This window comes from Planotetraspora thailandica, assembly GCF_016863335.1.
Lineage (GTDB): Bacteria > Actinomycetota > Actinomycetes > Streptosporangiales > Streptosporangiaceae > Planotetraspora > Planotetraspora thailandica.
Genome location: NZ_BOOR01000017.1, coordinates 1 through 23,418, shown reverse-complemented (window position 1 = coordinate 23,418; position 23,418 = coordinate 1). Strand labels below are relative to the sequence as shown.

18 protein-coding genes are annotated in these 23,418 nt (G+C 71.4%); 12 read left to right on the top strand and 6 right to left on the bottom strand.

What is annotated here, in order from left to right; genetic code table 11:
* Window positions 1-93 precede the first annotated feature (93 nt).
* The 3 genes from Pth03_RS13280 to Pth03_RS13270 are packed head-to-tail and all read left to right on the top strand — an operon-like array spanning window position 94 to window position 4,744.
* Window positions 94-1,818, top strand: coding sequence for an ABC transporter ATP-binding protein (locus Pth03_RS13280; protein ID WP_239119002.1), 1,725 nt, complete (start codon window positions 94-96; stop codon window positions 1,816-1,818).
* Entirely contained in the window at window positions 1,800-3,671 is a 1,872-nt protein-coding gene (locus tag Pth03_RS13275; RefSeq protein WP_239119001.1) for an ABC transporter ATP-binding protein, read from the top strand. Before Pth03_RS13280 ends, Pth03_RS13275 begins: the two co-directional genes overlap by 19 nt.
* On the top strand, window positions 3,668-4,744 hold the full coding sequence (locus tag Pth03_RS13270; RefSeq protein ID WP_203944531.1) for a radical SAM protein: 1,077 nt from the start codon (window positions 3,668-3,670) through the stop codon (window positions 4,742-4,744). Before Pth03_RS13275 ends, Pth03_RS13270 begins: the two co-directional genes overlap by 4 nt.
* A 13-nt stretch (window positions 4,745-4,757) precedes the next feature.
* Here the strand turns inward: Pth03_RS13270 and Pth03_RS13265 are convergent, their stop codons facing one another.
* Window positions 4,758-5,213: an oxidoreductase dimerization domain-containing protein gene (locus Pth03_RS13265; RefSeq protein ID WP_239119000.1), complete on the bottom strand. Its 456-nt coding sequence runs from the start codon at window positions 5,211-5,213 to the stop codon at window positions 4,758-4,760.
* On the opposite strand from Pth03_RS13265, the gene Pth03_RS42065 reads away from it, so the two are divergent.
* Complete coding sequence (locus Pth03_RS42065; protein WP_275413097.1) at window positions 5,100-5,585, top strand: helix-turn-helix domain-containing protein; 486 nt, start codon at window positions 5,100-5,102, stop codon at window positions 5,583-5,585. The two genes, Pth03_RS13265 and Pth03_RS42065, sit on opposite strands and share 114 nt — an antisense overlap.
* Before the next feature lie 107 nt (window positions 5,586-5,692).
* Here the strand turns inward: Pth03_RS42065 and Pth03_RS13255 are convergent, their stop codons facing one another.
* Window positions 5,693-9,034 (bottom strand): glycosyl hydrolase family 95 catalytic domain-containing protein, encoded by a 3,342-nt coding sequence (locus tag Pth03_RS13255; protein ID WP_239118999.1) that lies wholly within the window; start codon window positions 9,032-9,034, stop codon window positions 5,693-5,695.
* Between the two features lie 356 nt (window positions 9,035-9,390).
* Here Pth03_RS13255 and Pth03_RS13250 point away from each other — a divergent pair, with 356 nt between their 5' ends.
* Both Pth03_RS13250 and Pth03_RS13245 read left to right on the top strand, forming a co-directional pair.
* Window positions 9,391-11,787 (top strand): ATP-binding protein, encoded by a 2,397-nt coding sequence (locus Pth03_RS13250; RefSeq protein WP_203944530.1) that lies wholly within the window; start codon window positions 9,391-9,393, stop codon window positions 11,785-11,787.
* A gap of 72 nt (window positions 11,788-11,859) precedes the next feature.
* Entirely contained in the window at window positions 11,860-12,636 is a 777-nt protein-coding gene (locus Pth03_RS13245; RefSeq protein ID WP_203944529.1) for an alpha/beta fold hydrolase, read from the top strand.
* Between the two features lie 8 nt (window positions 12,637-12,644).
* Here the strand turns inward: Pth03_RS13245 and Pth03_RS42360 are convergent, their stop codons facing one another.
* Window positions 12,645-14,333, bottom strand: a complete 1,689-nt coding sequence (locus Pth03_RS42360) for an IclR family transcriptional regulator domain-containing protein (protein WP_203944528.1) — start codon at window positions 14,331-14,333, stop codon at window positions 12,645-12,647.
* A gap of 173 nt (window positions 14,334-14,506) precedes the next feature.
* Between Pth03_RS42360 and pcaH the strand changes: the two genes are divergently transcribed.
* The 5 genes from pcaH to Pth03_RS13215 are packed head-to-tail and all read left to right on the top strand — an operon-like array spanning window position 14,507 to window position 19,658.
* A complete protein-coding gene (gene pcaH, locus Pth03_RS13235) occupies window positions 14,507-15,286 on the top strand; it encodes a protocatechuate 3,4-dioxygenase subunit beta (protein WP_203944527.1) in 780 nt (259 codons plus the stop codon).
* The gene (gene pcaG, locus Pth03_RS13230; protein WP_203944526.1) at window positions 15,283-15,855 is read left to right on the top strand and encodes a protocatechuate 3,4-dioxygenase subunit alpha; all 573 of its coding nucleotides are present in this window, start codon (window positions 15,283-15,285) and stop codon (window positions 15,853-15,855) included. The genes pcaH and pcaG overlap by 4 nt, the downstream gene beginning before the upstream one ends.
* The gene (gene pcaB / locus Pth03_RS13225; protein ID WP_203944525.1) at window positions 15,842-17,236 is read left to right on the top strand and encodes a 3-carboxy-cis,cis-muconate cycloisomerase; all 1,395 of its coding nucleotides are present in this window, start codon (window positions 15,842-15,844) and stop codon (window positions 17,234-17,236) included. The genes pcaG and pcaB overlap by 14 nt, the downstream gene beginning before the upstream one ends.
* Window positions 17,233-18,483 carry a bifunctional 3-oxoadipate enol-lactonase/4-carboxymuconolactone decarboxylase PcaDC gene (gene pcaDC / locus Pth03_RS13220; RefSeq protein ID WP_203944524.1) on the top strand — a complete coding sequence of 417 codons (1,251 nt, stop codon included), beginning with the start codon at window positions 17,233-17,235 and terminating at the stop codon, window positions 18,481-18,483. Before pcaB ends, pcaDC begins: the two co-directional genes overlap by 4 nt.
* Complete coding sequence (locus Pth03_RS13215; RefSeq protein WP_203944523.1) at window positions 18,483-19,658, top strand: 4-hydroxybenzoate 3-monooxygenase; 1,176 nt, start codon at window positions 18,483-18,485, stop codon at window positions 19,656-19,658. Before pcaDC ends, Pth03_RS13215 begins: the two co-directional genes overlap by 1 nt.
* Before the next feature lie 53 nt (window positions 19,659-19,711).
* Here Pth03_RS13215 and Pth03_RS13210 read toward each other — a convergent pair whose 3' ends face one another.
* The 3 genes from Pth03_RS13210 to Pth03_RS13200 are packed head-to-tail and all read right to left on the bottom strand — an operon-like array spanning window position 19,712 to window position 22,256.
* Window positions 19,712-20,398, bottom strand: coding sequence for a 3-oxoacid CoA-transferase subunit B (locus tag Pth03_RS13210; protein WP_203944522.1), 687 nt, complete (start codon window positions 20,396-20,398; stop codon window positions 19,712-19,714).
* Window positions 20,395-21,072: a 3-oxoacid CoA-transferase subunit A gene (locus Pth03_RS13205; protein WP_203944521.1), complete on the bottom strand. Its 678-nt coding sequence runs from the start codon at window positions 21,070-21,072 to the stop codon at window positions 20,395-20,397. The genes Pth03_RS13210 and Pth03_RS13205 overlap by 4 nt, the downstream gene beginning before the upstream one ends.
* Complete coding sequence (locus Pth03_RS13200) at window positions 21,069-22,256, bottom strand: thiolase family protein (RefSeq protein WP_203944520.1); 1,188 nt, start codon at window positions 22,254-22,256, stop codon at window positions 21,069-21,071. The genes Pth03_RS13205 and Pth03_RS13200 overlap by 4 nt, the downstream gene beginning before the upstream one ends.
* Before the next feature lie 322 nt (window positions 22,257-22,578).
* On the opposite strand from Pth03_RS13200, the gene Pth03_RS13195 reads away from it, so the two are divergent.
* The gene (locus Pth03_RS13195; RefSeq protein ID WP_203944519.1) at window positions 22,579-23,364 is read left to right on the top strand and encodes an IclR family transcriptional regulator domain-containing protein; all 786 of its coding nucleotides are present in this window, start codon (window positions 22,579-22,581) and stop codon (window positions 23,362-23,364) included.
* The last annotated feature ends 54 nt before the right edge of the window (window positions 23,365-23,418 follow it).

Genomic DNA, 23,418 nt, shown 5'->3' with positions numbered 1-23,418 from the left:
TGGGAGATCACGAACGAGAGACGGAGAGGAAGGATGTCAGGCCCCATGTCAGGCCCCGTGTCAGGCACTCGTCACTGCGCCGCCGGAGAGCAGGTGACGCACAAGGACGGCGACCGCCTTCTCGCCTCCCTCGCACTACGCGCCTGGCGGCCGCTGGCGGTGGTCGCCGTCGGGACCGCCGTCGCCTCGGCCGCGACACTGACCATGCCTGCCCTGCTGGCCGCCGCGGTGGACGGGGTGCTCGCGGGTGAAGGCGTGCTCACCGCGGCGGCGCGGCTGGCTCTGATCCTTGCCCTCTTCACGCTCGCCGACCTGGCGCGCAACATCGCCGGCGCCTCATCCAACGCCAGGGCCACATCGACGCTGCGCCTGCGGCTCACGGGCCACATCCTGCGTCTCGGCGTGGGCGAGGCCCGCCGGTTCCCGATCGGGGAACTGGCCAACCGGCTGGTGAGCAACACCGCCAACGCCGGAAACGTCCCGCTGACCCTGCTGGACACCGCCGCCGGGCTCATCACCGCGGCAGGCGGGGTCACCGCGCTCTTCCTCATCGATTGGCGGACCGGGCTCGCCTTCCTGGCCGGCCTGCCCGTCGCGCTCATCGTCATCTTCGTCTTCGTCACCCGGATGTCCGGGCTCTTCGACGATTACCAGGAGGCACAGGGCCGTCTGGCTGCGCGTCTCACCGACACCCTGGCGGGCATCCGCACCGTACGGGCCTCCGGCACCGCCGACCGCGAGATCGCCCGCGTGCTCGCCCCGCTGCCCGAACTGTCCGCGGCCGGGCACGCCCTGTGGCGGGCCCAGGCCCGCGGCGTGTGGCGGATCGGCCTGGTGTTGCCGCTCATCGAGGTGGCGGTCCTCGCCGTGGCGGGCCTCGGCGTCGTGGACGGACGTCTCGCGCCCGGGCAACTGCTGGCTGTGGCCGGGTACGCCACGCTGGGCCTGTCGTTCATCGAACAGGTCGAAGCGGTGGTGAGCGTGGCTCAGGCCCGGTCGGCGGCGCGGCGGGTCTGCCAGGTGCTCGCTCTGCCCACCCAGGTCCCCGGCACGCACCCGGCGCCCGAAGGCCCCGGGGCGTTGTCGTTGCGCGGCGTCACCGTGACGCGAGACGGCGCCCGGCTGCTGGACGAACTCGACCTGGAGATCCCCGCAGGGCTGCTGACCGCCGTCGTCGGCCGGTCCGGCGCGGGCAAGACGACGCTGGCCATGGTGGCGGGCAGGCTGCTCGACCCCGATCGCGGACAGGTGTCGCTCGACGGCCGGCCCCTGGACGAGATCGCTCCGGATTCTCTGCGCGACGTCGTCGCCTACGCCTTCGAACGTCCCGCACTCCTCGGCGGGGACCTCGCATCGGCCATCGCCTACGGAAGGCCCGGGATCGACCGCGTGGCCGTACGGGAGGCCGCCGCCTCTGCCCGTGTCGACGACGTCATCGGCCGGCTTCCCCAGGGGTACGACACCCCGGCCGCGGGCGCGCCGTTGTCCGGTGGCGAACTCCAGCGCCTCGGCCTGGCCCGCGCGCTCGTACGGCGCGCCCGGCTGACCGTGCTCGACGACGCCACCTCCAGCCTCGACACCGCGACCGAGGCTCAGGTGACGCGCGCCCTCGTGGACGGGATGCGCGGACGCACCCGTCTGGTCGTCGCGCACCGGGCGACGACCGCCGCCCACGCCGACCTGGTCGTCTGGCTCGAAAGCGGCCGGGTGCGCGCTCAGGGCACACACCAGGACCTCTGGAACGACCCGGCCTACCGCGCCCTGTTCGCCACCGGGGACGTCAGCCGAAAGGAGGAGCCGTGTCCGGTGCTTCGCTGACCGGGTCGCCCTCGGTCGCTCGACCGGCGGCCGGCCCCCTCACAGGGCCCCATGCACTCAGCACGCCGCGTCTGCTGCTGGCGTTGCTCCGGCCTCGCCGCCGCCCACTCGCCGTCGCCCTGGCGTTGTCCGCCGTCGAATCGGTTCCGGCGCTGCTGTCTGGGCTGCTCGTCGCCGCCGCCGTCGACCACGGCTTCCTGGCGGAAAGGCCGGGCGTCGGCCTCGCCTTCCTCGGCCTGCTCGCCGCGGTGATGTCGCTCAAAGCAGTGGCCACCCGGGTGATGCTTCCCGTCCTGGCCGAGGTCGTCGAACCGCTGCGCGACGACCTCGTGCGAGCCGTGGTCACCGCCACCGTGACCCGCGCCGCCACAGGCGCGGAACCGCCCGACACCGCCGCCGTCAACCGTCTCACCGCGCAGGTGGAAACGCTGCGGAACCTGGTGTCCGCCCTGCTGCGCAGCAGCCGCCAGCTCGGCGTGTCGTTGATCGCCGCACTGGTGGGGCTGCTGGCCCTGTCTCCGCCCGCCGCCGCCATCGCCGTGGGACCGATGCTGCTGGCCTTGGCCGTCTTCGCTTGGCTGCTGCGCACGCTGACGAACCGGCAGCGTGCGCTGATCCTGGCCGACGAGCGGCTCACCGCCGAGGTCACCCCGATCCTGGCCGGAATACGCGACGTCGCCGCCTGCGGAGCCCATGACCAGGCCCGTGCGACGGTGGACGCCGCAGTCTCCGCACAGGTGGCGGCCACCATGTCCATGGCCTGGGCCGGCATCGGCCGGAGGCTGATCGTCACGCTCGGGGTCCACCTCCCGCTGCTCGTCCTGCTGATCGCCGCCCGTCCACTCGTCGACGGCGGCCATCTGAGCGCGGGAGAGGTCATCGGTGCGGTGACCTACCTGGCCACCGGGCTCGACCCGGCGTTGCGCATGCTCGTCAACTCGGTCGGCGGCTGGGGAGTGGCCCTCGCCGTCTCGCTGCGCAGGATCGCCGAGTCCATCACTGTGCCCGCGAGCTCACCGTCGACCGGGCGCACCCCGGTTCGCCCGCTCGGATATGCGCTGCACGCCGAGCGGCTGACCTTCGGCTACGCGCCCGAAGCGACACCGGTCGTACGCGACCTCGACCTAACGATCCCCGAAAGGGCTCATCTGGCTGTGGTCGGCCCGAGCGGTGCAGGCAAGTCCACCTTGTCGATGCTGCTCACCGGGCTCCTGACACCGGCCGGTGGCCGGATACTGCTCGGCGGGCTCGCGCTCGAGGAGACTCCGGAACACCGCCTGCGGACCGCGATCGCACTCGTGCCCCAGGAGGCGTACGTCTTCACCGGAACCGTCCGCGAGAACCTCGCTTACCTCACTCGGGCCCACCTCAGCGGGGGAGAGGCGTGGGGCACCGATGCGCGGCTGCGTGCGGCGGCCACGGCCGTGGGTGCCCTGCCGCTGGTCGAACGGCTCGGCGGGCTCGACGCCCTCATCGAGGAACCCTCCTCGCTCTCCGCCGGGGAGAGGCAGCTCATCGCCCTGGCCCGCGTCCATGCCTCGCCCGCGCGGATCGTCGTCCTGGACGAGGCCACCTGCCACCTCGACCCTGCCGCCGAGCAGCGTGCAGAGGAGGCGTTCGCCGAACGCGACGGCACGCTCATCGTCATCGCCCATCGGATCAGTTCCGCCATGAGAGCACAGCGCGTCCTGCTGATGGACGGCAGCACAACAATCACCGGAACGCATCCGGAACTGCTCACTCGATCACCCTTGTACGCCGACCTGGTCGGCCACTGGCGGGGCGACGCCCGTCTCATGAGGACCGCCTGTCGCCCTGCGCGTCACGCGAACGAGGAAAGGACCATGCCATGACCACCCCGAAGGGGCCCGGCGACGTCGTCTGGGACGTCACCTACGCCTGCCCGCTGCGATGCGTGCACTGCTACTCCGAGTCGGGCAGACGTCCGGCCCGGCAGCTGAACCATGAGGAGATGCTCGCGGTCGCCGACGCGATCATCTCCCTGCGCCCGCAGTCGGTGGAGTTCGCCGGGGGCGAGCCGCTGCTGGTCAGAGGCATCGTCGAGGTCGCCGAGCGGATCAGGGAAGCGGGGGTGGCCGCCAACCTCTACACCGGCGGATGGACTCTCGACCGCCGGTCGGCCGAAGAGGTGACCCGGGTCTTCTCCCGGATCACCGTGAGCGTCGACGGAGCGAGCGCCGAGGTGCACGACCGGATCCGCGGACGCGCCGGTTCGTTCGAGCGGGCGATGAGCGCGCTGGCCTTCCTGGACGACCTGTCCGGGAAGCGGGTGGCGGGAGGCGCCGACCCCGTCGATTTCGGGGTGGACTACGCGGTCCTGCGGTCCAACCTCCATCAACTGGAAGAGTTCTGCCGCACCGTCGCCCCCCGCTTCCCGCACATGCGGTTCCTCACCTTCGCCGCCGCGGCGCCGTCCGGGCTCGCGAGCAGGGAGGGATTCGCCGGACACGAGCTGCTGGGTTTCGACCAGCTGCGCACGCTGGTGAGCGGGGAGCGCGTCGAACGGCTGCGTTCCCTAGCACCGCGCTCGGTGCGGGTGACGACGTCGGACAACCTGATCTTGATGATGCATCCGAACTTCCTGAGGCGGCACGGTTTCCCGCTGCTGCAGGTGGAGCCGGACGGTGAGGTCCGCGCGATGCCGATCTACGAGGGCACCGTCGGCAGCCTCCTCACCGAGGACGCCGGCACGCTGTGGAAGCGCGCCGTGGAAAGGTGGAGCGATCCCCTGGTGGTGGAGGCCCTGTCGGCGGTTCGCTCAATGGAGGACTGGGCCGAGGCGACCCGGCGCATCGACTACCACTTCGGGACCGATGACGTCCGCCGCCGCATCGACCGCCGCCCGCTTTACCCCTCGGGCGACCCGGCGAGCAGTCCTCTGGTGCCGTCATCCCGGACGGCGTAACGGCCGAAGCGAACTATCCCGCTGCGAGGACTTCGTTGAATCCCTCGGTCGAACTGGGGTGGGTGTAAATGGTGTCGCGCAGCTCGCTCGCCGTCACCCCGTGACGCATGGCGAGGGCGACCGTGTTGATGAGCTCCTGCGAGTCGACGCTGAGCAGGGCGGCCCCCAGGATCTGGTCGGTGCCGGCGTCGATGACGAACTTCATCAGTCCCCGGGTCTCCTCCACGATCCGGGCGCGGGGCATCGCGGCGATCTGGGCGATCGGCTTGGCGGCGATCTTCACCGAGTGCCCCTGTTCACATGCCTCTCGTTCCGTGAGCCCGACCCCGGACAGTGGCGGCGTCATGAACAGCGTGTGGGGGACCGCTCGGCGGTCCGCCGTGGACCGGGCGCCTGTGCCGATCAGCTGGTCGGTCACGATGCGGCCGTCGTCCAGGGAGATGTAGGTGAACTGGGGTCCGCCGTTCACGTCGCCGACGGCGAAGATGTGCGGCTTACTGGTGCGCAGGTGCTCGTTCGGGCAGGGCGCCGGGAAACTGATCTTCGACAGCCTGCCCGACCCCCTCCACGTGTCCCTCGGCGCCGAATCGAGCGAACCCGTGCGGATGCTGAGCGCGCTGACATCCGTCGCTTCACCCGCGGCACCGGCATGACCGTCGGAGACTTCCTCACCCGCGCCCGGATGATGACCGCGGCCGATCTGCTCACCGGCACCGACCGGCCGGTCAGCGTGATAGCCGCCGAGGTCGGCTACCGGTCGGAATCGGCCTTCGGCCGAGTGTTCCGCCCGGCCACGGCCACCACTCCGGCCCGATTCCGCCCGAAAGCCGCCGGCTCGTAGCCGGTGCCCCATGGCTGGAGGGCGGCGCGCTCTGTGCAGGGCGTGACGGCGGGTGGGCTCCGGGGCGTGGCGGCCCCGGAACCCGTGAGTCCCCAGGCGGAGCGGTGTCAGAAGGCCAGGTCGCGCCAGGTCTTCACCTGGTCGGAAGACAGCCTTCTGGCGAAGATCGCCATCCGGTCGACGGCGCCGGACAGTCGCTGGCCGCCTCCCTGGTCGGCAGCGAAGCGCAACGGCCGGGAGGTGCAGCCGGTGATGCCGTCACCGGTCGCCTGTCCGCCCGCCACCCTGACGCCGTCGACGTAGACGTCGATGGCCCCGCCCTTCTGCAGCGTGACGACGAGGTCGATCCAGCGGCCGGTGGGGATCGTCGTGTTGATCCCCACGTTCAGACCGGCGCCGATGAACCGCAGCGTGTTCGACGGCGTCAGGTCGATGATGATGCCGTCGGTTCCGGGGTTGCCGGAGGGCTGGGAGTCGAACAGCCGCCGGTAGCCGCTGCCCGCCACCTTGACCTCGGCGGCGAAGGTGGCCTCGGGCAGGTAGCCGAGGGTGGTGGCGCCGGTGGTCAGATAGGTCGGGCCGGACAGGACGAGTCCGCTGCCGCTCGGCGCGGTGGCGTCATAGGCCGCGCCGCCCACGATCGTCGCGTCCCGGCCGTTGCCCGAGGTGTCGGCCACGGTGTTTCCCGCGGACGGGTCCCAGGCGACGAGCGGCCGGTCGGCCGAGGGAGTCGCGCAGGGGTTCAGGGCCAAGGTGGCCGAGGTCGTACCCCTCCAGTTGTCCCCGGTGGCAGTCGCGGTGATCCGGGCGCTGCGTGTGCCGTCCGAGGAACCGCTGGTGACCGTGAACGTGGCGGTCCGTGTGCTGCCCGGAGCCGACGCCGGCAGGTGGACCGTGGCCGGGGTGGCGGTCCAGCCCTTGGGCAGGGTCAGCGTCACGTCGGACGCGGGTACGGCCCGCTTGCGGGCGGCGGTCACGGAGACCTCGACGGGGAAGGACGCGTTCTGCCCGGCCGCGGCGGGCGCGGTGAGGGTGACCACGGCCTCGTTCTGAATCGTGTAGGCCTTGCCGGCCGTGGCGTTCCAGGTCAGGGTGTCGCCGTCGCGGTGCGGACCGACCTCGTGGCCCTGCTCGTCGTAGACCCGGTAGCGCCCGGCGATGAAATCGGACTTCACCGTGATGCGCCCGGTCTTCCCCGGGTGCACGGTGATCGTGTCGGCGGCGCCGCCCTTCCAGGTGGCGTCCACGGTCACGTCCCCGCGGGCGCGCAGGCCGGAGAACGAGCCGTCCTTCCATGTCGACGGGAGCGCAGGCAGCACGTGCACGTAGTCGTGCTGACTCTGCACGAGCATCTCCGCCACGCCGGAGGTGGCGCCGAAGTTGCCGTCGATCTGGAACGGGGGATGGGTGTCCCAGAGGTTGTCCAGGGTGGAGGTCTTGATCTGCTCGCTGAGCATCTTCAGCGCGTGATCGCCGTCCAGCAGCCGCGCCCAGAAGTTGATCTTCCAGGCCTTGCTCCAGCCGGTGCCCCCGTCGCCGCGCGCCGTGAGCGACACCTTCGCGGCTTCGGCTTCGGGAGTCCCGGCGACGATCTGGTTGCCGGGGTGCAGCGCGTACAGGTGGGAGACGTGCCGGTGGTCGTCGGTCCTGGAATCCCAGTCGGTCTTCCACTCCTGCAGCTGGCCCCACGAGCCGACGCGGATGCCCGGGTCGAGCTTGGCGAGAGCCGTACGGACCTCGTCCTGGAAGCCGCGGTCCACGCCGAGCTTCTCGGCGGAGGCCAGCGCGTTGGTGAGCACCTCGTGCACGATCTGCTGGGACATCGAGGCCCCTGCGGAGAAGTCGCCGTGCTCGGGGGAGTAGCTCGGGGACACGACCAGCGTGCCGTCGCGGGGGTCGGTGTGCAGGAAGTCCAGCCAGAACTCGGCGGCGCCCTTGATCACCGGGTAGGCGGTGTCCCTCAGGTAGCCCACGTCACCGGTGAACCGGTACCTGTCGTACATGTGCTGGGTGGTCCAGGCGGCGGCCTCGGGGAACCAGAACGAGGTGGCCCAGTTGTGGAGCCCGGTGAAACCGAACGGGTTGGTCTCGTTGTTGACCACCCAGCCGCGGGTTCCGTACATCTCCTGGGCGGTCTCGGTGCCGGGGGCGACCATCGAGGAGATGTACCGGTCGTACGGCCTGGTGGTCTCGTCCAGGTTGGTCTGTTCGGCCAGCCAGTAATTCATCTGCAGGTTGATGTTGACGTGGTAGTCGGCCGACCAGGGCGGGTTCGTCGAGTTGTTCCAGACGCCCTGCAGGTTGGCCGGCAGGAGTTCGTCCTCCCGGGAAGAGGAGATCAGCAGGTACCGGCCGTAGGCGAACATGAGCGCTTCCAGCGCGCGGTCGTCGGCCGAGTCGCCGCCGGTGTACGCGCGCCGCAGCCGGTCGGTCGGGACCGACGGGGTGCCCTGGCCGATGTCCAGCTTCACCCGGTCGAACAGGTTGCGGTAGTCCGCCAGGTGCGCCTGCTTGAGCTGGTCGTAGCTCTGGCCTGCGGCGGTGTCCACGGCGGCGGTCACCTTGGCGTGCGGGTCGTCGCCGCGATACGCGGGGTAGGCGCCGGAGTAGTCGGTGCCGGCCGACAGGACGAACATCGCGCTGTCCGCGCCGGTGACGGTGATCCTGTCCCCGGAGTCGGTGCGTGTGCCGCCCTGGGTGATCACCTGGACCTGGGCCTCGAACTTCATCTTGTTGTCGGACAGAGCGCCGCGGATTGTGAGCCGGCCGCCGGAGGCGGTGACGGTCTTGTCGCCCCGCGGCGAGGTGTGCCGCAGCGTGAAGGAGACCTTGCCGCCCTGGTCGGCGGAGAGCCGGCCGACGATGACGTTGCCGGGGTGGCTGGCGAAGTACTCGCGGGAGTAGGCGACGCCGTCGGCGGCGTAACTCACCCGGGCCACGGCCTCGCGCAGGCCGAGCTCACGGCGGTAGCCGGTGGGGCTCTGCGGCGCGCCCGCGATGTCGAGGTAGAGGTCGCCGAAGGTCTGGTAGGCGCCGAACCCGGTTTTGGGCTGGCCCAGCTTGGCAGCCACCGCGTCCGGTGACATCCTGCCGTCGCGGTCGATCTGCTCCTGGACCTCGGCGATGGCGTTGGGCCGCGGGGTCCTCCAGTTGCCGAAGTCGTAGTTCGGTGAGCCGGGGCCGCCGGTCCACAGGGTCTTCTCGTTGAACTGGATCTGCTCGGTGGCCACGCCGCCGAAGACCTTGGCACCCAGTGGGCCGTTGCCGATGGGCAGCGCCTGGGTCTCCCAGTCAGTGGCGGGCCGGTCGTACCAGAGCGTGAGGTCGTCGGGGGTGCCGGTGCCCGGATCAGGCTCCGCGTGCGCCTGCACGGGCACGGCGAGACCCACGGCCAGCGCGAGGACGGCCGCGAGGACGGCCGAGAGACGCCGCAACGGGGGCTGAGTCACAGATTCCTCCGTTCACAGGTGATCTTGATGGTGTTCACAGGTGATCTTAAGAAAAGGAGATAGCACCGAAACGCCGGCGCAACAAGGTATCGATCCGATGTCTTCGGCGGCCGGTGTGACGACGGCGCTGGTCGATCTACGGCTCTTACCTGCATATTTATGCTTAAATCGCCACCCGCTGCTCGGTAAGTAATAGATCTGTGTGGGTAACAGATCGGATGAATCAATGGGTGGGGGTATTGACAGGCGACGACATCGGATGAATGGACAAGGGAGGGCGATGACCGATCGCCTCGATGGACGGGCGTGCCGAAGCCGATCGGGGCGGTTTCCGAGGCGGCGGATACGCTGCGCTGGTGACCCTGATTGCACGTCGCAGGGAACTCGCCGCGGTGAGGCGGTTGCTCGACCGGGTCGCCGCGGGGGCCGGCGGTCACCTCATCGTCACGGGGCCGTCCGGGTCCGGCAAGACGGCTCTGCTCGACGTGGCGGGGGAGATGGCCCGTGCTCGGGGGATCCCGGTTCTCCGTACGGCCGCCACGGACGGGGATCCCGGACAGCCGATCTGGAGCCGGATGCTCGGCGATCTCGAGGCGGTCCCGGATCGCGAGGGGCACGAGGAACAGGACCTCGAAAGGCTCGCCGGGTCGATTGCTCGTGGCGGCCCGCGCCTCCTCCTGATCGACGACGTCGACCGGGCCGGCCCACCTGCAGTGGAGTTCCTCGCCATGCTCGTGTCCCGCCTCGGACCAGGGCCGACCGTGCTGATCGCGAGCAGCTCCGACTCCGTCGGGATGACGCCGGACCTTCGCCTGCGCGGCCTCACGGAGACGGAGCTCGCCGGCCTGATGCCCGGCATGCCGCCCGATGCGGTCCATGCGGTGTGGCTGGCCTCCGGCGGCCTCCCCGGGTCCGCCCTCGCCCTGACCGGCGAGCTGAGCGCCGCGGACCAGACAGACGCGGCCTTCACAGACGCGGGCTCCGCAGACGCGGGCTCCCCAGAGGATCCGGTGACCCGCCTCGCGTTGTCCGCGCCGTCACGGGCGGGATTCCTCGACCTCGATGTCGGACTGATCCGCCTGCTCGAAACCGCGGCCGAACGTCCGTCGCCACCCGCCACCCGGGCCAGGGTGCTGGCCCGGCTCGCCCGTGAGCTCCTGGGCGACCCGTCGGCGGCGGGCCGCCGCCGGGAGCTGATCGGCGAGGCGGTGGCCTCGGCCCAGGCGTCCGGAAGCCCTGGGACGATCGCCGAAGTGCTCGACTCCCGGTTGCACGCGCTGTGGGATCCGTCCGCCGCCCACGAGCGCCTGACCACGGCGTCGCAAATCGTGGAGCAGGCGCGGCTTGCCGGGGACGCCGACGCCGAACGGCGTGGACTCTTCTGGCGTTTCATCGCTCTGGCGGAGCTCGGCGACCTGGAAGGAGCCGAGGCCGCGCTCACCGCCTACGCCAGGACAGGCGAGCTGACGGGCGACGCCGAAGCGGCGGTGGTCGTGCTCGCGAGGCAGTCGATGCTCGCGACCGTTCGCGGCCGGTTCGACACGGCCGCGGAGCTCGCCGCGGAGGTCTCCGTGCGCGGACGGCAGGCAGGGCTCGCCGACACCGACCGCCTCGTCGGGACGCTCCGGAGCTCGATCGACGCGCTGCGGGGCGACGTCGCGTCCTACGCGGAGAGGTGGCAGGGAGTCGCGCGGCGGCTTCCCGGGCACTTCTTCGAGGCGACCGCGGCACGGGCGCTGGCCGAGTCCGGGCGGGTCGTCGAAGCGGGCCTGGAGCTGGAACGGCTGCTGCCTGCCGTGCTCGCCGGATCCGGGCCACGATGGATCGGCGTCGTCGCCGACCTCGCGATCGTGGCGTCCCGGGTCGGGGAACCGGCCGCGGCCGAGGCGCTGTACGGCGCGCTGCTTCCCTATCGGGGACGCGTAGTTGTTTGGGGCGGCGCCAACACGATCACAGGTCCGGTCGACGACTACCTCGGCCGTCTGGCGGCCCGGCTGGGCCGTACCGCCGAAGCGGTCGCCCATTTCGGCCATGCGGTCGAGCTGGAGGAACGGATCGGCGCCCTTCCCTGGCTCGCGCACACGCTCGTCGCCCGGGCGGAGGCACTGGCCGGCGGCGACCGGCGGCAGGCCGACGACGATCTCGCCCGAGCCCGTTCGATCGCCGAACGTCTCGGCCTGACGAGACTGCTGTCGTCGCTGACCCCGCCCGCGGGCGAGTGGCGGCTGACCAGGGACGGCGACGGCTGGCGGCTCGACGCCGGCCCGGAGACCGTACGGCTCCGCGACGGCCGCGGGGTGCACTATCTGCGGACGTTGCTGACCGCACCGGGGCAGGAGGTCGCCGCGCTGGACCTCGTCGCCGGGGGCGCGGGGCTGGTGGCGTCCCAGGGTGAGCCGGTCCTGGACGGCGCCGCCCGCGCGGCCTATCGCCGGCGGCTGCGGCAACTCGACGAGCAGCTCGACGGCGCGGACCGTGCGGGGGACGCCGGGCGCGCCGCCGCGCTTCAGGCGGAGAGAACGGCTCTGCTGGCGGAGCTGCGCCGGGCCACCGGTCTGGGCGGCCGGCCGCGTACCCAGGACGCCGAGGCCGAGCGCGCCCGGGTCAACGCGACCCGAGCGCTGTGGGCGATCGTCGAACGGGTCGAGTCGGCCGCGCCGGGGGCAGGAGCGCACCTACGGGCGTCGCTGCGGAGCGGCAGGTTCTTCCGGTATCAGCCGGCTCCCGGGGGCCCTGACCGCTGGAGTCTGTGACCCACGTCACGAACGATTTGTGCACATCGGAGTTACGCCTCCCTGATGAAGTTTCAGGAACGGGAGACGGACATGACCGAATTCTTCGGGGACCTCGCGGCCGACAGTCACGGCACAGCCGATGACCGTCCGCCACTGGTCTTCCTGCACGGCCTCACCTACGACCGGCGCCAGTGGGGGCGGGTCCTGCACGAGCTGGCCGTCGCCGATCCGGGTCGTCGTGCGGTCGTGTTCGACCTGCCCGGACACGGGGACTCGCCGCTACGGGACTCCTACCGGTCCGCCGACGTCGTCGGCGTCGTGCACGAGGCGGTGACCGCCGCCGGGCTCGACAGGCCGATCATCGTGGGTCATTCGCTCGGCGGAGCGCTGGCGACGATCTATGCGGCGAACCATCCGGCCCGGGGCGTGGTCAACGTGGATCAGCCGGTGCTGGTCGGGGGTTTTCGCGACGTGCTGCTCCGGGCCGAACCGGTGCTGCGCGGACCCGAATGGCGGCAGGTATGGAACTCCATGCTGGCCGGGATGCAGATCGAGCTGCTGCCTGCCGACGTGCAGGAACTCGTGCGGACGGCCACGACCCCGCGCCAGGACCTTCTCCTCGGCTACTGGGGCGATCTCCTCGCCACGCCCGCGGAGGAGCTGGCCGGGCTGCGCACGCGTGACATGGGGGCCATCCGCGCAAAGGGCGCCACCTACCACCACATCAGCGGAAACGAACTCGCCCCGGCGTACCGCAGCTGGCTGGAGTCGGTGCTTCCCGAGGTGGCCGTCACCGTCCTGCCCGGCAGCGGTCATTTTCCGCACCTGACCCATCCCGCCGAGGTCGCCGCGATCCTCGCCGGCTGACGCAGGAGTCAGCCCGCAGAGATCGGGAGGTAACGCCCGGCGACGTGCAGATCCGCCTCGATACGGGCGGCGGCCGTACGGAGCGGCGGCAGCACCTGTGCCCGCGCCTCCTCCTCGGTTCGCCGGTCGGCGTGCATCGACACGTTGATCGCGGCGACCACGTTTCCCGCGAGGTCCCGTACGGGGACGGCGATCGCACGCAGACCGTCTTCCAGCTCCTGGTCCACCAGGACATGGCCGTCCTGGGCGGCCTGATCCAGCAGGGCGGCCAGCCGTTCGGGGGAGGTGACCGTCCGGGACGTCAGCGGGCTGAGGCGGGAGCGCCGCACGACGGCGGCGCGGCCGGCCGGCGGGAGGCCGGACAGCAGCACACGGCCCATCGAGGTCGCATAGGCGGGGAACCTGGTTCCGACCGTGATGTCCATGCTCATGATCCGTGACGCGGCCACCCGGGCGACGTACTGGATGTCGTCGCCGGCGAGGACGGCCATCGACGCCGAGTCGTGCACCTGCGTGGTCAGCCAGACCAGGTGCCGCCGGGCGATCTGCGGCAGCGTCAGCCGCGACAAGGCGGCGAAGCCGAAATCGAGCACGCGCGGCGTGAGCCGGAACAGCCTCCCCTCCAGCGCCTCGACGTATCCCAGGTGTTCGAGGGTGATGAGGGAACGTCGTACGGTGGCCCTGGCCAGGCCCGACGCCTGCGCCAGCGCGGTGAGCGCGCTGCCCCCCGCGCTGCCCCCGCCGGCCGGGCCGAACGCCGTCAGGACGTGCAGGCCGCGTGCGAGCGACTCGACGAAGTCCGGGCCGAGTTCGTGTTTCAACGCGCGCATGCGGACCGCCTCGGCGGCCGGGCGCCGGTGGGCGGGTTCCGCGGAGGCCAGGGTGCGCTCCATGTCCGCGACCGCGGAGCGCAGCCTCGCGACGACGGATTCGCGCAAGGAACGCGCGCTGTGCCTGGTCGTGTGGCTGACCACGCTCACGGCGCACGCCGGCCGTCTCGCGCCGTCGTGGACGGGCATCGCGACCGCGACCAGCCCCGGCTCGATCATCTGGTCGTCCAGTGCCCAGCCGTCCCGCCGAGCCTCGGCCGCCCGTTCCTCGAACGACGCGACGGCCTTGTCGTTGCGGGGCAGTGGAATGGGAAAGGACGGGCCGCCGGGGTCGGACGCGCGCCGGTCCCGCCAGCGGAGCCAGTCGTCGTGTGACCAGTCGGCCGCGAAGAGGGCGCCCGGTGCGGCACGTTCGGCGGGGATCAGATCACCGGCCCGGAAGGTGACCGACATCGTGCGTCGCCGTGGGGCCTGGTGGACGAACCGGACGCCGTCGTGGTCGGGAACCGCGAGCGAGACCGACTCGTCCAGTTCGTCGGCGAGCCGGTCCGCCGGCGGCCCCAGAACGTCGGGCAGCCGGGACGCGGCCAGATAGGCGTTGCCGAGTTCCATCACCCTCGGGGTGAGCACCGCCTCCTGGCCGTCGAGCCGGGCGTAGCCGAGCGCGGCGAGGGTGGACAGCACCCGGTCGACCGTCGAACGGGCCAGTCCCACGTCGCGCACGAGATCGCTCACGCTCCGGCGCCCGCCTGCGGCGGCGAGGTGACGGAGCACGCTCAGGCCGCGGATCAGTGGGCCGACCGCCTCGTCGGGTGGTGCCAGGGAGGTCGTCGGCACCGTCATGTGATCAGTCAGGTGATCCGTCATGCGATCTCCACAACACGTCGTCGTCGTTCGAAACGTACCGCTCCGGGCATTGACATCCTCCCGCGAAGGGCACAAACTGCTGGTCGCAATTATGAACAAAAGTTCACCAGGCGAACAGATTGCGTCGTCAACACCCAGGTGCGGAGCCCTGGTCGTGGGAAGGTGACGGACACATGACGGCAAACCCTCTCGTCCTCACGCAGGACGTGATCAGTGCCGAGATCGACCAGGCGCGCCGCGCCTACGCCGAGGAGCTCAAGGAGGGGGCGGAGCCGCGCCCCCACCCCGCACGGGGCTACCGGCCCTACCGGAGCAGTGTCGCCCGCCACCCCAGGCAGCCGCTCGTCGTCGTGGGCGACCCCGACGCGGTCGAGCTGAGCGGCCCGGTGTTCGGCGTCACCGACATCACCGATCTCGACTCCGATCTCACCCGGCAACATCTGGGGGAGCCCCTCGGCGAGCGGATGCAGGTGACCGGGCGCGTGGCCGACCGCGACGGGCGGCCGGTGCGCGGTCAGCTGGTCGAGATCTGGCAGGCCAACTCCGCCGGCCGGTACGCCCACCAGAGGGACCAGCACCCGGCTCCGCTCGATCCCCACTTCACCGGCGTCGGCCGTTGCCTGACCGACGACCAGGGCCGGTACACGTTCACCACGATCAAGCCGGGGCCCTACCCGTGGCGCAACCACCTCAACGCCTGGCGGCCCGCGCACATCCACTTCTCGCTCTTCGGGACGGCCTTCACGCAGCGGTTGGTCACCCAGATGTACTTTCCCGGGGATCCGTTGTTCGAGTACGACCCGATCCTGCAGTCCGTCACCGACGAGGCGGCCCGCTCGCGGCTCGTCGCCACCTACGACCACAGCCTGTCGTCACCCGAATGGGCGCTCGGCTACCGGTGGGACATCGTCCTCGACGGCCCGGCCGCCACCTGGATCGAGGAGGGCCGATGACCTTCCTGCCCACGCCCTCGCAGACGGTCGGCCCGTTCTACGGGTACGCCCTTCCCTTCACCGGCGGCGGCAACATCGCCCCCGCCGGAGAACCCGGCACGATCACCGTCCACGGGCAGGTCTTCGACGGCGCCGGCGCGCCCGTGCCTGACGCGCTGCTGGAGTTCTGGCAGCCCGCACCGGACGGATCGCGGACGGGTGCCCCGGGGTCGCTTCGCCGCGACGCGGTGACCGGCGCGGTCGTCGGGCGCACCGGGGTGGAGTTCACCGGGTTCGGCCGCGTCGCGACCGACGCCGACGGCCGTTACGTGCTGCGGACCCTGCCGCCGGGCGGCGTGCCGTACATCTCGGTGTGCGTCTTCGCCAGGGGGCTGCTGCACCATCTGTTCACGCGCGCCTACCTGCCCCACCTGACCGACCCGGCGACCGAGCCGCTGCTCCGCTCGCTGCCGGAGCACCGCAGGGCCACGCTGCTCGCGGTCCGCGAGCGTGAAGGGGTCCACCGCTTCGACGTCCGCCTGCAGGACGACGGAGTGCACGAGGAGACGGTCTTCCTTGCCTTCGAATGAGCCGGACGACCCGTACGGCACGGCCGAGGTGTGGGACGCCGGTCTGCTGAACCCGGTGTGGGCGGGCTCGGCGGCCGAGGCGGCGACCGGGGACGCGGCGATCGCCCGGCACATGCTCGACGCCGAGGCCGCGCTGACGCGAGCCCAGGCCGTGGTGGGGCTCGCCCCCGCCTCCGCCGCGCAGGCCGTCACCGCGGCGGCGGCCGACCGTGCCCGGTACGACGTCCGCGATCTGGCCCTGCGCGCACGCAGAGGCGGAAACCCGGTCATCCCGCTGGTGGCCGACCTGACCGCCGCCGTGGCCGAGCGTGATCCCGCGGCCGCGCCGTACGTGCACCGGGGCGCGACCAGCCAGGACATCTGGGACACCGCGGTGATGCTGACGGCGAGCCGGGCGCTGGAGCCGGCGATCTCCGCCCTGGACCGCACGATCGGCACCCTGGCGGCCCTCGCCGCCGAGCATCGTGACACGCCCATGGCCGGGCGCACGCTCACCCAGCACGCCGTGCCGATCACGTTCGGGCTCAAGGTCGCCGGCTGGCGGAGCCTCCTGATCGGCGCGCGGAGGAGACTCGCCTCGGTCCGCTCGTCCCTTCCGGTCCAGCTCGGAGGCGCGGCCGGCACGCTGGCCGCCTTCCACGCGTTCGACCGTTCCGGCGACCCCGAAATAGGCGTACGGCTGATCGCCGCCTATGCCGCCGAGACCGGGCTCGCCGAGCCGGCGCTGCCGTGGCACACGCTGCGCGCGCCCGTGGCCGACCTCGCCGGGGCGCTCGCGTTCACCACCGGTGCGCTCGGCAAACTCGCCGCCGACGTGCTGGTGCTGTCCCGCACCGAGGTCGGGGAGGTCGCCGAAGGCGAAGGCGGCGGGTCGTCGGCCATGGCGCACAAGTCCAACCCGGTGCGCGCCCTGCTCGTCGCCACCGCGGCCCGGCAGGCACCCGCGCTGGCCGCGATGCTGTACCAGTCGCTCGCCGCCGAGGACGAACGTCCCGCGGGGGCCTGGCACGCCGAGTGGCAGCCGCTGCGTGAGGCGTTGCGCCTGGCCGGCGGCGCCGCGGAAGCCGCCGCCGCGATGGCGGGCGGCCTGCGGATCGACACGGAACGGATGCGGGACAACCTCGCCATGACCGGCGGCCTGATCGCGACCGAGCGGCTGACCGTGGCCCTGTCCGACCTGATCGGCAGGGACGAGGCCACCAAGGCGCTGGCCCGGGCGGCCCGCGCCGTACCCGCGGCCGGGCGGGATCTGGCGCGGACGCTGGCCGAGGACCCCGCCGTGCCGCTGCCGGAGGAGACGCTGCGTGAGCTGAGCGATCCTGCCGGTCATCTGGGATCCGCCGGGCAGTTGGTGGATCGTGAGCTTGCGGAGGAAGCGTGACGACGACCACCGGGCGTGGCCTGCTGCACCACCGGATCGACGGGGCAGGCACGGCTTCGCCGCTCATCTTGGGCCCGTCCCTCGGCACGACCGTGGACGTCTGGGAACCGCTGACCGCGGCCCTCGCCCGTGACCACCGGGTGATCCGGTGGGACCTACCCGGACACGGCGGGTCGCCCTCGGGGCTGCTCGCGAGCACCAAGGAGGGCGCGACCACCATCGCCGAGCTGGGGCGGCTGGTGCTCGACCTGGCCGACGCGCTCGAGATCGAGCGGTTCTCCTACGCGGGCGTCTCCCTCGGCGGGGCGGTCGGCGCATGGCTCGCCGTCCACCATCCCGGCAGGATCGCCTCGCTGGCGCCGGTGTGCTCGTCGGCCCGTTTCGGTGAGCCGCAGGCCTGGCACGAACGCGCGGCTCTGGTAAGGGCAGAGGGCATCGGACCCGTCGCGGACACCGCCGCCGCCCGCTGGTTCACCCCCGGCTTCACCGGGACACCCGCCGCCGACGCGACGGTGGCGAGCCTGCGGACGGTCGATCCGTACGGCTACGCCGCCTGTTGCGACGCGCTCGCCTCCTACGATCTGCGGGCCGACCTGCCCCGGATCACCGCGCCGACGGCGGTGATCGCCGGGCGCGAGGATCAGGCCACCCCGCCCGCCCACGCGCGGCAGCTCGCGGACGGCATCCCGGGCGCGGCCCTCACCGAGGTGGCGCACGCCGCCCACCTCGCCGTCGTCGAGAGGCCGGGCCCGGTGCTGGCGGCCCTGCTCGGGCACCTGTCGGAGCTCCGCACGACCGGCACACCGGCGCAGCCCGTGCCGGAAGGCGACGCGTCCCGGCACGCGGCCGGCATGGCGGTGCGCCGTGCCGTCCTCGGCGACGCGCACGTCGACCGGGCGGTGGCCCGGACGACCCCCTTCACGGCCACGTTCCAGGACTTCATCACCCGCTACGCGTGGGGCGAGATCTGGACCCGCCCCGGGCTGAGCCGGAAGACCCGCAGCTGCATCACGCTCACCGCGCTGGTCGCCCGCGGACACCACGAGGAGCTGGCCATGCATGTGCGGGCGGCGCTGAGAAACGGCCTGACCCGCGAGGAGATCGAGGAAGTGCTGCTGCAGGCCGCCGTCTACTGCGGGGTTCCGGCCGCCAACTCGGCATTCGCGATCGCGAACCAGGTCATCGAGGAACAAGGCGCCGCATACGACCCGGCCGACGGGCACGACACGGGAAGCGGGCAAGCCTGATGCACACGACCGTCGGCGTCATCGGCGGCGGGCCGGCGGGGCTACTGCTGGCCAGGCTGCTGCACAACGCCGGAATCGACTGCGTGCTCCTGGAAAGCCGTGACCGCGCGTACGTCGAGGGCCGCCAGCGTGCGGGCATCCTCGAACAGGGCACGGTGGACGTGCTCAGGGAATGCGGTGCCGGGGCCAGGATGGACCGGGAAGGACTGGTTCACGACGGCATCGAGCTGCGGTTCGACCGGCGGTCGCACCGCATCGACTTCCCCTCGCTGACCTCCGGGCGGCGGGTCATGGTCTACGCGCAGACCGAGGTGGTCAAGGACCTGATCGCCGCGCAACTGGACAACGGCGGTCCGCTCCTGTTCGAGGCCAAGGCCGAGGCGGTGACGGGCGTGGACACCGGCCAGCCGATGATCCATTTCACCCACGAGGGCCGCGATCAGACGCTCACCTGCGACTACGTGGTCGGCTGCGACGGCTTCCACGGGGTCGCCCGCTCCGCGGTCCCAGGCGGCGTGCTCACCACCTACGAGCGGACCTATCCCTACTCCTGGCTCGGCATCCTGGCCGACGTCCCGCCGTCCTGCGACGAGCTCGTCTACGCGCATTCCAGCCGCGGCTTCGCTCTGCACAGCATGCGCTCACCGACGGTCAGCCGCCTGTATCTGCAGGTGCCGAACGGCACCGATCCTGCCGACTGGGCCGACGAGCACGTGTGGGACGAGCTCGACGCGCGCTTCGCCGTCGATTCCAGCTGGAAACTCGAACGCGGCCCCATCACCGCGAAGGCCGTGCTGCCCATGCGGAGCTTCGTCGCCGAGCCGATGCGGTACGGCCGGCTGTTCCTCGCCGGGGACGCGGCGCACATCGTGCCGCCCACCGGGGCGAAGGGGCTCAACCTCGCCGTGAGCGACGTGGTGGTGCTGGCCAATGCCTTCGCCCATCTGCGGACGACCGGCTCCGCCGAACTCCTCGACGCGTTCTCCGCCACGTGCCTGCGGCGCGTGTGGCGGGCGGAGCACTTCTCCTACTTCATGACCACGACCCTGCACACCGACCCCCGGCAGTCGCCGTTCGACACCCGGCTGCAGATCTCCCAGCTGGACCGCATCACGACGTCCACCGCCGCGGCGGCGGAACTCGCCGAAAACTACGTCGGGCCGCCCATCGTCTGACCAGCGGGTCCGTACGGCCGGCTCACAGGGGCCGGCCGTACGGACCCAGCGGTCTAGCGGTCGTCCAGGGTGCGCAGGCCGACGTCCAGCCTCGCGGCGAGCTCCTGCACGGTCGTGCCGTACGTCTCGACCACCGTGACACCGTCAGGGGTGATGCGGAAGACCGCCTGATCGGTGTAGAGGCGGCTCACGCAGGCCAGCCCGGTGAGCGGATACGTGCATCGGGGGACGAGCTTGGGCGTGCCCTCCTTGGTGAACAGCGTCATCATGACGAACACGTTCTTGGCGCCGGTGGCCAGATCCATGGCCCCGCCGACGGCGGGAATCGCGTCGGAGGCGCCGGTGTGCCAGTTGGCCAGATCGCCGCGTTCGGACACCTGGAAGGCGCCGAGGACGCACACGTCGATGTGGCCGCCGCGCATCATCGCGAAGGAGTCGGCCTGGTGGAAGTACGACGCGCCCGGCAGTTCGGTCACCGGGATCTTGCCGGCGTTGACGAGGTCGGGGTCGATCTCGTCGCCGTGGGCGGCGGGCCCCATGCCGAGCATGCCGTTCTCGGTGTGCAGGACGACCCCCGAGTCCGCCGGGAGGTGGTCGGCGACCGTCGTCGGCTGGCCGATGCCGAGGTTCACGAAGGAGCCGCGCGGAATGTCCCGGGCGACGACGGCGGCGAGTTCGTCCCGGCCGAGCGGCCCGCGGCCGAGGTGTTCCACGGTGGTGGGGAGGGGGACGACGGTCATGAGGCGGCCTCCGCTGTGCCCAGGTCCAGGATCCGGTCGACGTAGATCGAAGGGGTGACCACGGTCTCGGGGTCCAGCTCACCGGCCTCGACGACCCGGTTGACCTGCGCGATCGTCAACGTCGCGGCAGTCGCCATGACGGGCCCGAAGTTGCGGGCGGTCTTGCGGTAGACGAGGTTGCCCGCCCGGTCGCCGACGTGGGCACCGACGAGGGCGACGTCACCCTTGATGGGGTATTCGAGCACGTAGTCGCGGCCGTCGATCGTGCGCGTCTCCTTGCCGTCGGCCAGCGGGGTGCCGACCCCGGTGGGGCAGTAGAAGGCGCCGATGCCGGCGCCGGCCGCACGCATGCGCTCAGCGAGGGTGCCCTGAGGGACGACCTCCAGCTCGATCTTCCCCGCGCGGTAGAGGCCGTCGAACACCCACGAGTCGCTCTGGCGCGGAAACGAGCAGATCATCTTGCGTACCCGCCCGGCGGCGAGGAGCGCCGCCAGACCGGTGTCGCCGTTGCCGGCGTTGTTGCAGACCACGGTCAGGTCTGTGGCACCCTGCCGGATCAGCGCGTCGACGAGCTGGACGGGCATGCCGGCCATCCCGAATCCGCCGATCAGGACGGTGGAACCGTCGGAGATTCCCGCGACGGCGTCGTCGGGGTCGGCGAAGATGCCGGTCATCGTGCGCTCACGTTCTCGAGGACGACGGCCAGGCCCTGGCCGACACCGATGCAGATGGCGGCGACTCCCCATCGTTCGCGCCGTTCGCGCAGCACGTGGGCGAGCGTGCCGAGGACGCGCCCGCCGGAGGCCCCCAGCGGGTGGCCGATGGCGATGGCGCCGCCCCTGGTGTTGACGATCTCGGGGTCGACCTTCCACGCGTCCAGGCACACCAGGGACTGGACGGCGAACGCCTCGTTGAGTTCCACGGCGCCGACGTCGTCCCAGCCGATGCCCGCCCGGCGCAACGCCTGGTTCGCGGCCTCGACCGGTGCGTAGCCGAACATCTGGGGCTCGAGCGCCGAGGCCGCTCGCCCTGCGACGCGTGCGATGGGGTCGGCGCCGAGGCGGCCCGAGGCGGCCTCCGCGCCGAGCACGACCGCGGAGGCACCGTCGTTCAGCGGGGAGGCGTTGCCGGCCGTGATGGTGCCGTCGGGGCGGAAGGCCGGCTTCAGGCCCGCGAGCACCTCAGGCGTCGTACCAGGCCGGATCCCCTCATCACGGGCGAGGTCGGCACCGTCGACGGGGACGACCAGGTCGTCGTAGAACCCGGCGTTCCATGCCGCGTCGGCCAGCGTGTGCGACCGTGTGGCGAAGGCGTCCTGCCGCTCCCGCGAGATGGAGAACCTGTCGGCCAGCTGCTCGTTGGCCTCGCCGAGGGAGACCGTCCACTCCTCGGGCATCCGCGGATTGACCAGGCGCCAGCCGAGGGTGGTGGAGACGGCGGTCGTGTCGCCCGCGGGGAAGGCCCGCGAGGGTTTGGGCAACACCCACGGGGCCCGCGTCATCGATTCCACACCGCCGATCACGACGATGTCGGCGTCGCCGCTCTCGACGGTCCGCGAGCCGATCATGGCGGCGTCGAGGCTCGACCCGCACAACCGGTTGACGGTGGTGGCCGGCACGCTCACCGGCAGCCCCGCCAGCAGTACGGCCATGCGGCCGACGTTGCGGTTGTCCTCACCCGCGCCGTTGGCGTTGCCCCACACCACGTCGCCGATCTCCGCCGGGTCCAGATCCGGAACCTTGGCGAGGACGCCGCGTAACGCGGTGACGGCCAGGTCGTCCGGGCGGACACCCGAAAGCGCCCCGTTGAACCGCCCGAACGGTGTGCGTGCCGCGGCGTAGACGAAAGCCGAGCCCATGTCACCTCATCCTTCTATGTTCGGCATGCGAACAATGGTTCTCTTAGCGAACGAGCCTCATCGGAACCTATTGTCTGGCGATCCTCGGGTCAATGCTGATGCCGAAGTGGGTACAGAGGGCGATGAGCTCCCATTTATGGTAGGAAAGGCGCCCCTGCTCAACACACGCGCCGTGATCGCACGAACGTGGCTGTAGTGAACTCATCTGCGGCAGACGGCGACCTGACGCCCAGAGCGAACCCTCGGCTGCCGGGTGCGAATTCCGTTGCGCAACCGCCCTCCAGTAGGCTGGCAGCCCGCCGGGGAACTGTGGAGGAGCCCGATGACCGACCGGGCGCGCGGCACCTACTTCGTCCAGTCCCTGGAACGCGGACTCGCGGTGATTCGAGCGTTCGACGCCGACAACCCCGAACTCACGCTCAGCGAAGTGGCCGCTCGGACCGATCTGACCAGGGCCGCCGCCCGCCGGTTTCTGCTCACCATGGTCGATCTCGGCTACATGAATTCAGACGGCCGGCTGTTCAGACTCAGCCCGCGCGTTCTCGAGCTGGGATATTCGTACCTGTCCAGCCTGTCTTTTCCCGACATCGCGGAACCGCATCTGGAACGGCTGGTCGCCGAGGTGAAAGAGTCGGCGTCCATGTCGGTTCTCGACGGGGACGACATCGTCTATGTGACCCGGGTGCCGACCAGCCGCATCATGAGCGTGTCCATCATGGTGGGCACACGTTTCCCCGCTTATGTCACGTCCATGGGCCGGGTGCTCCTCGCCGACCTCTCCGACGAGGAGGTGGACCGGCGCCTCAAGGGCATCACGTTCGAGTCGCACACGTCCCGGACCATCACCTCCGATCAGGCTCTGCGTACGGAATTGCAGCGCGTCCGGGCCCAGGGGTATGCGATCGTCGACCAGGAGCTCGAGGAGGGGCTGCGTTCGGTGGCCACGCCCATCCGTGCCCGCACCGGCTCCGTCATCGCGGCCATCAACATCCCCGTGCATGCGGCCCGCTACACGGTCGAATCGATGCGGCGCGACCTCGTGCCGCCACTGCTCGCGACCGCGGCGCGTATCGAAGCCGACCTTCGCGTCATGACTCCGCACCGCTGACGCCGGTTCACGGGGTTTCCAGCCGAGGCGTGGCTCCGGCAGCACGATGCCGGA

Excerpts from the sequence above, each read along its gene's own strand:
- Pth03_RS13205 (WP_203944521.1), bottom strand. The coding sequence starts at position 21,072 with ATGACCGGCATCTTCGCCGACCCCGACGACGCCGTCGCGGGAATCTCC.
- Pth03_RS13195 (WP_203944519.1), top strand. The coding sequence starts at position 22,579 with ATGACCGACCGGGCGCGCGGCACCTACTTCGTCCAGTCCCTGGAACGC.
- pcaG (WP_203944526.1), top strand. The coding sequence starts at position 15,283 with ATGACCTTCCTGCCCACGCCCTCGCAGACGGTCGGCCCGTTCTACGGG.
- Pth03_RS13200 (WP_203944520.1), bottom strand. The coding sequence starts at position 22,256 with ATGGGCTCGGCTTTCGTCTACGCCGCGGCACGCACACCGTTCGGGCGG.
- pcaH (WP_203944527.1), top strand. The coding sequence starts at position 14,507 with ATGACGGCAAACCCTCTCGTCCTCACGCAGGACGTGATCAGTGCCGAG.
- Pth03_RS13245 (WP_203944529.1), top strand. The coding sequence starts at position 11,860 with ATGACCGAATTCTTCGGGGACCTCGCGGCCGACAGTCACGGCACAGCC.
- Pth03_RS13215 (WP_203944523.1), top strand. The coding sequence starts at position 18,483 with ATGCACACGACCGTCGGCGTCATCGGCGGCGGGCCGGCGGGGCTACTG.
- Pth03_RS13210 (WP_203944522.1), bottom strand. The coding sequence starts at position 20,398 with ATGACCGTCGTCCCCCTCCCCACCACCGTGGAACACCTCGGCCGCGGG.
- Pth03_RS42360 (WP_203944528.1), bottom strand. The coding sequence starts at position 14,333 with ATGACGGATCACCTGACTGATCACATGACGGTGCCGACGACCTCCCTG.
- Pth03_RS13270 (WP_203944531.1), top strand. The coding sequence starts at position 3,668 with ATGACCACCCCGAAGGGGCCCGGCGACGTCGTCTGGGACGTCACCTAC.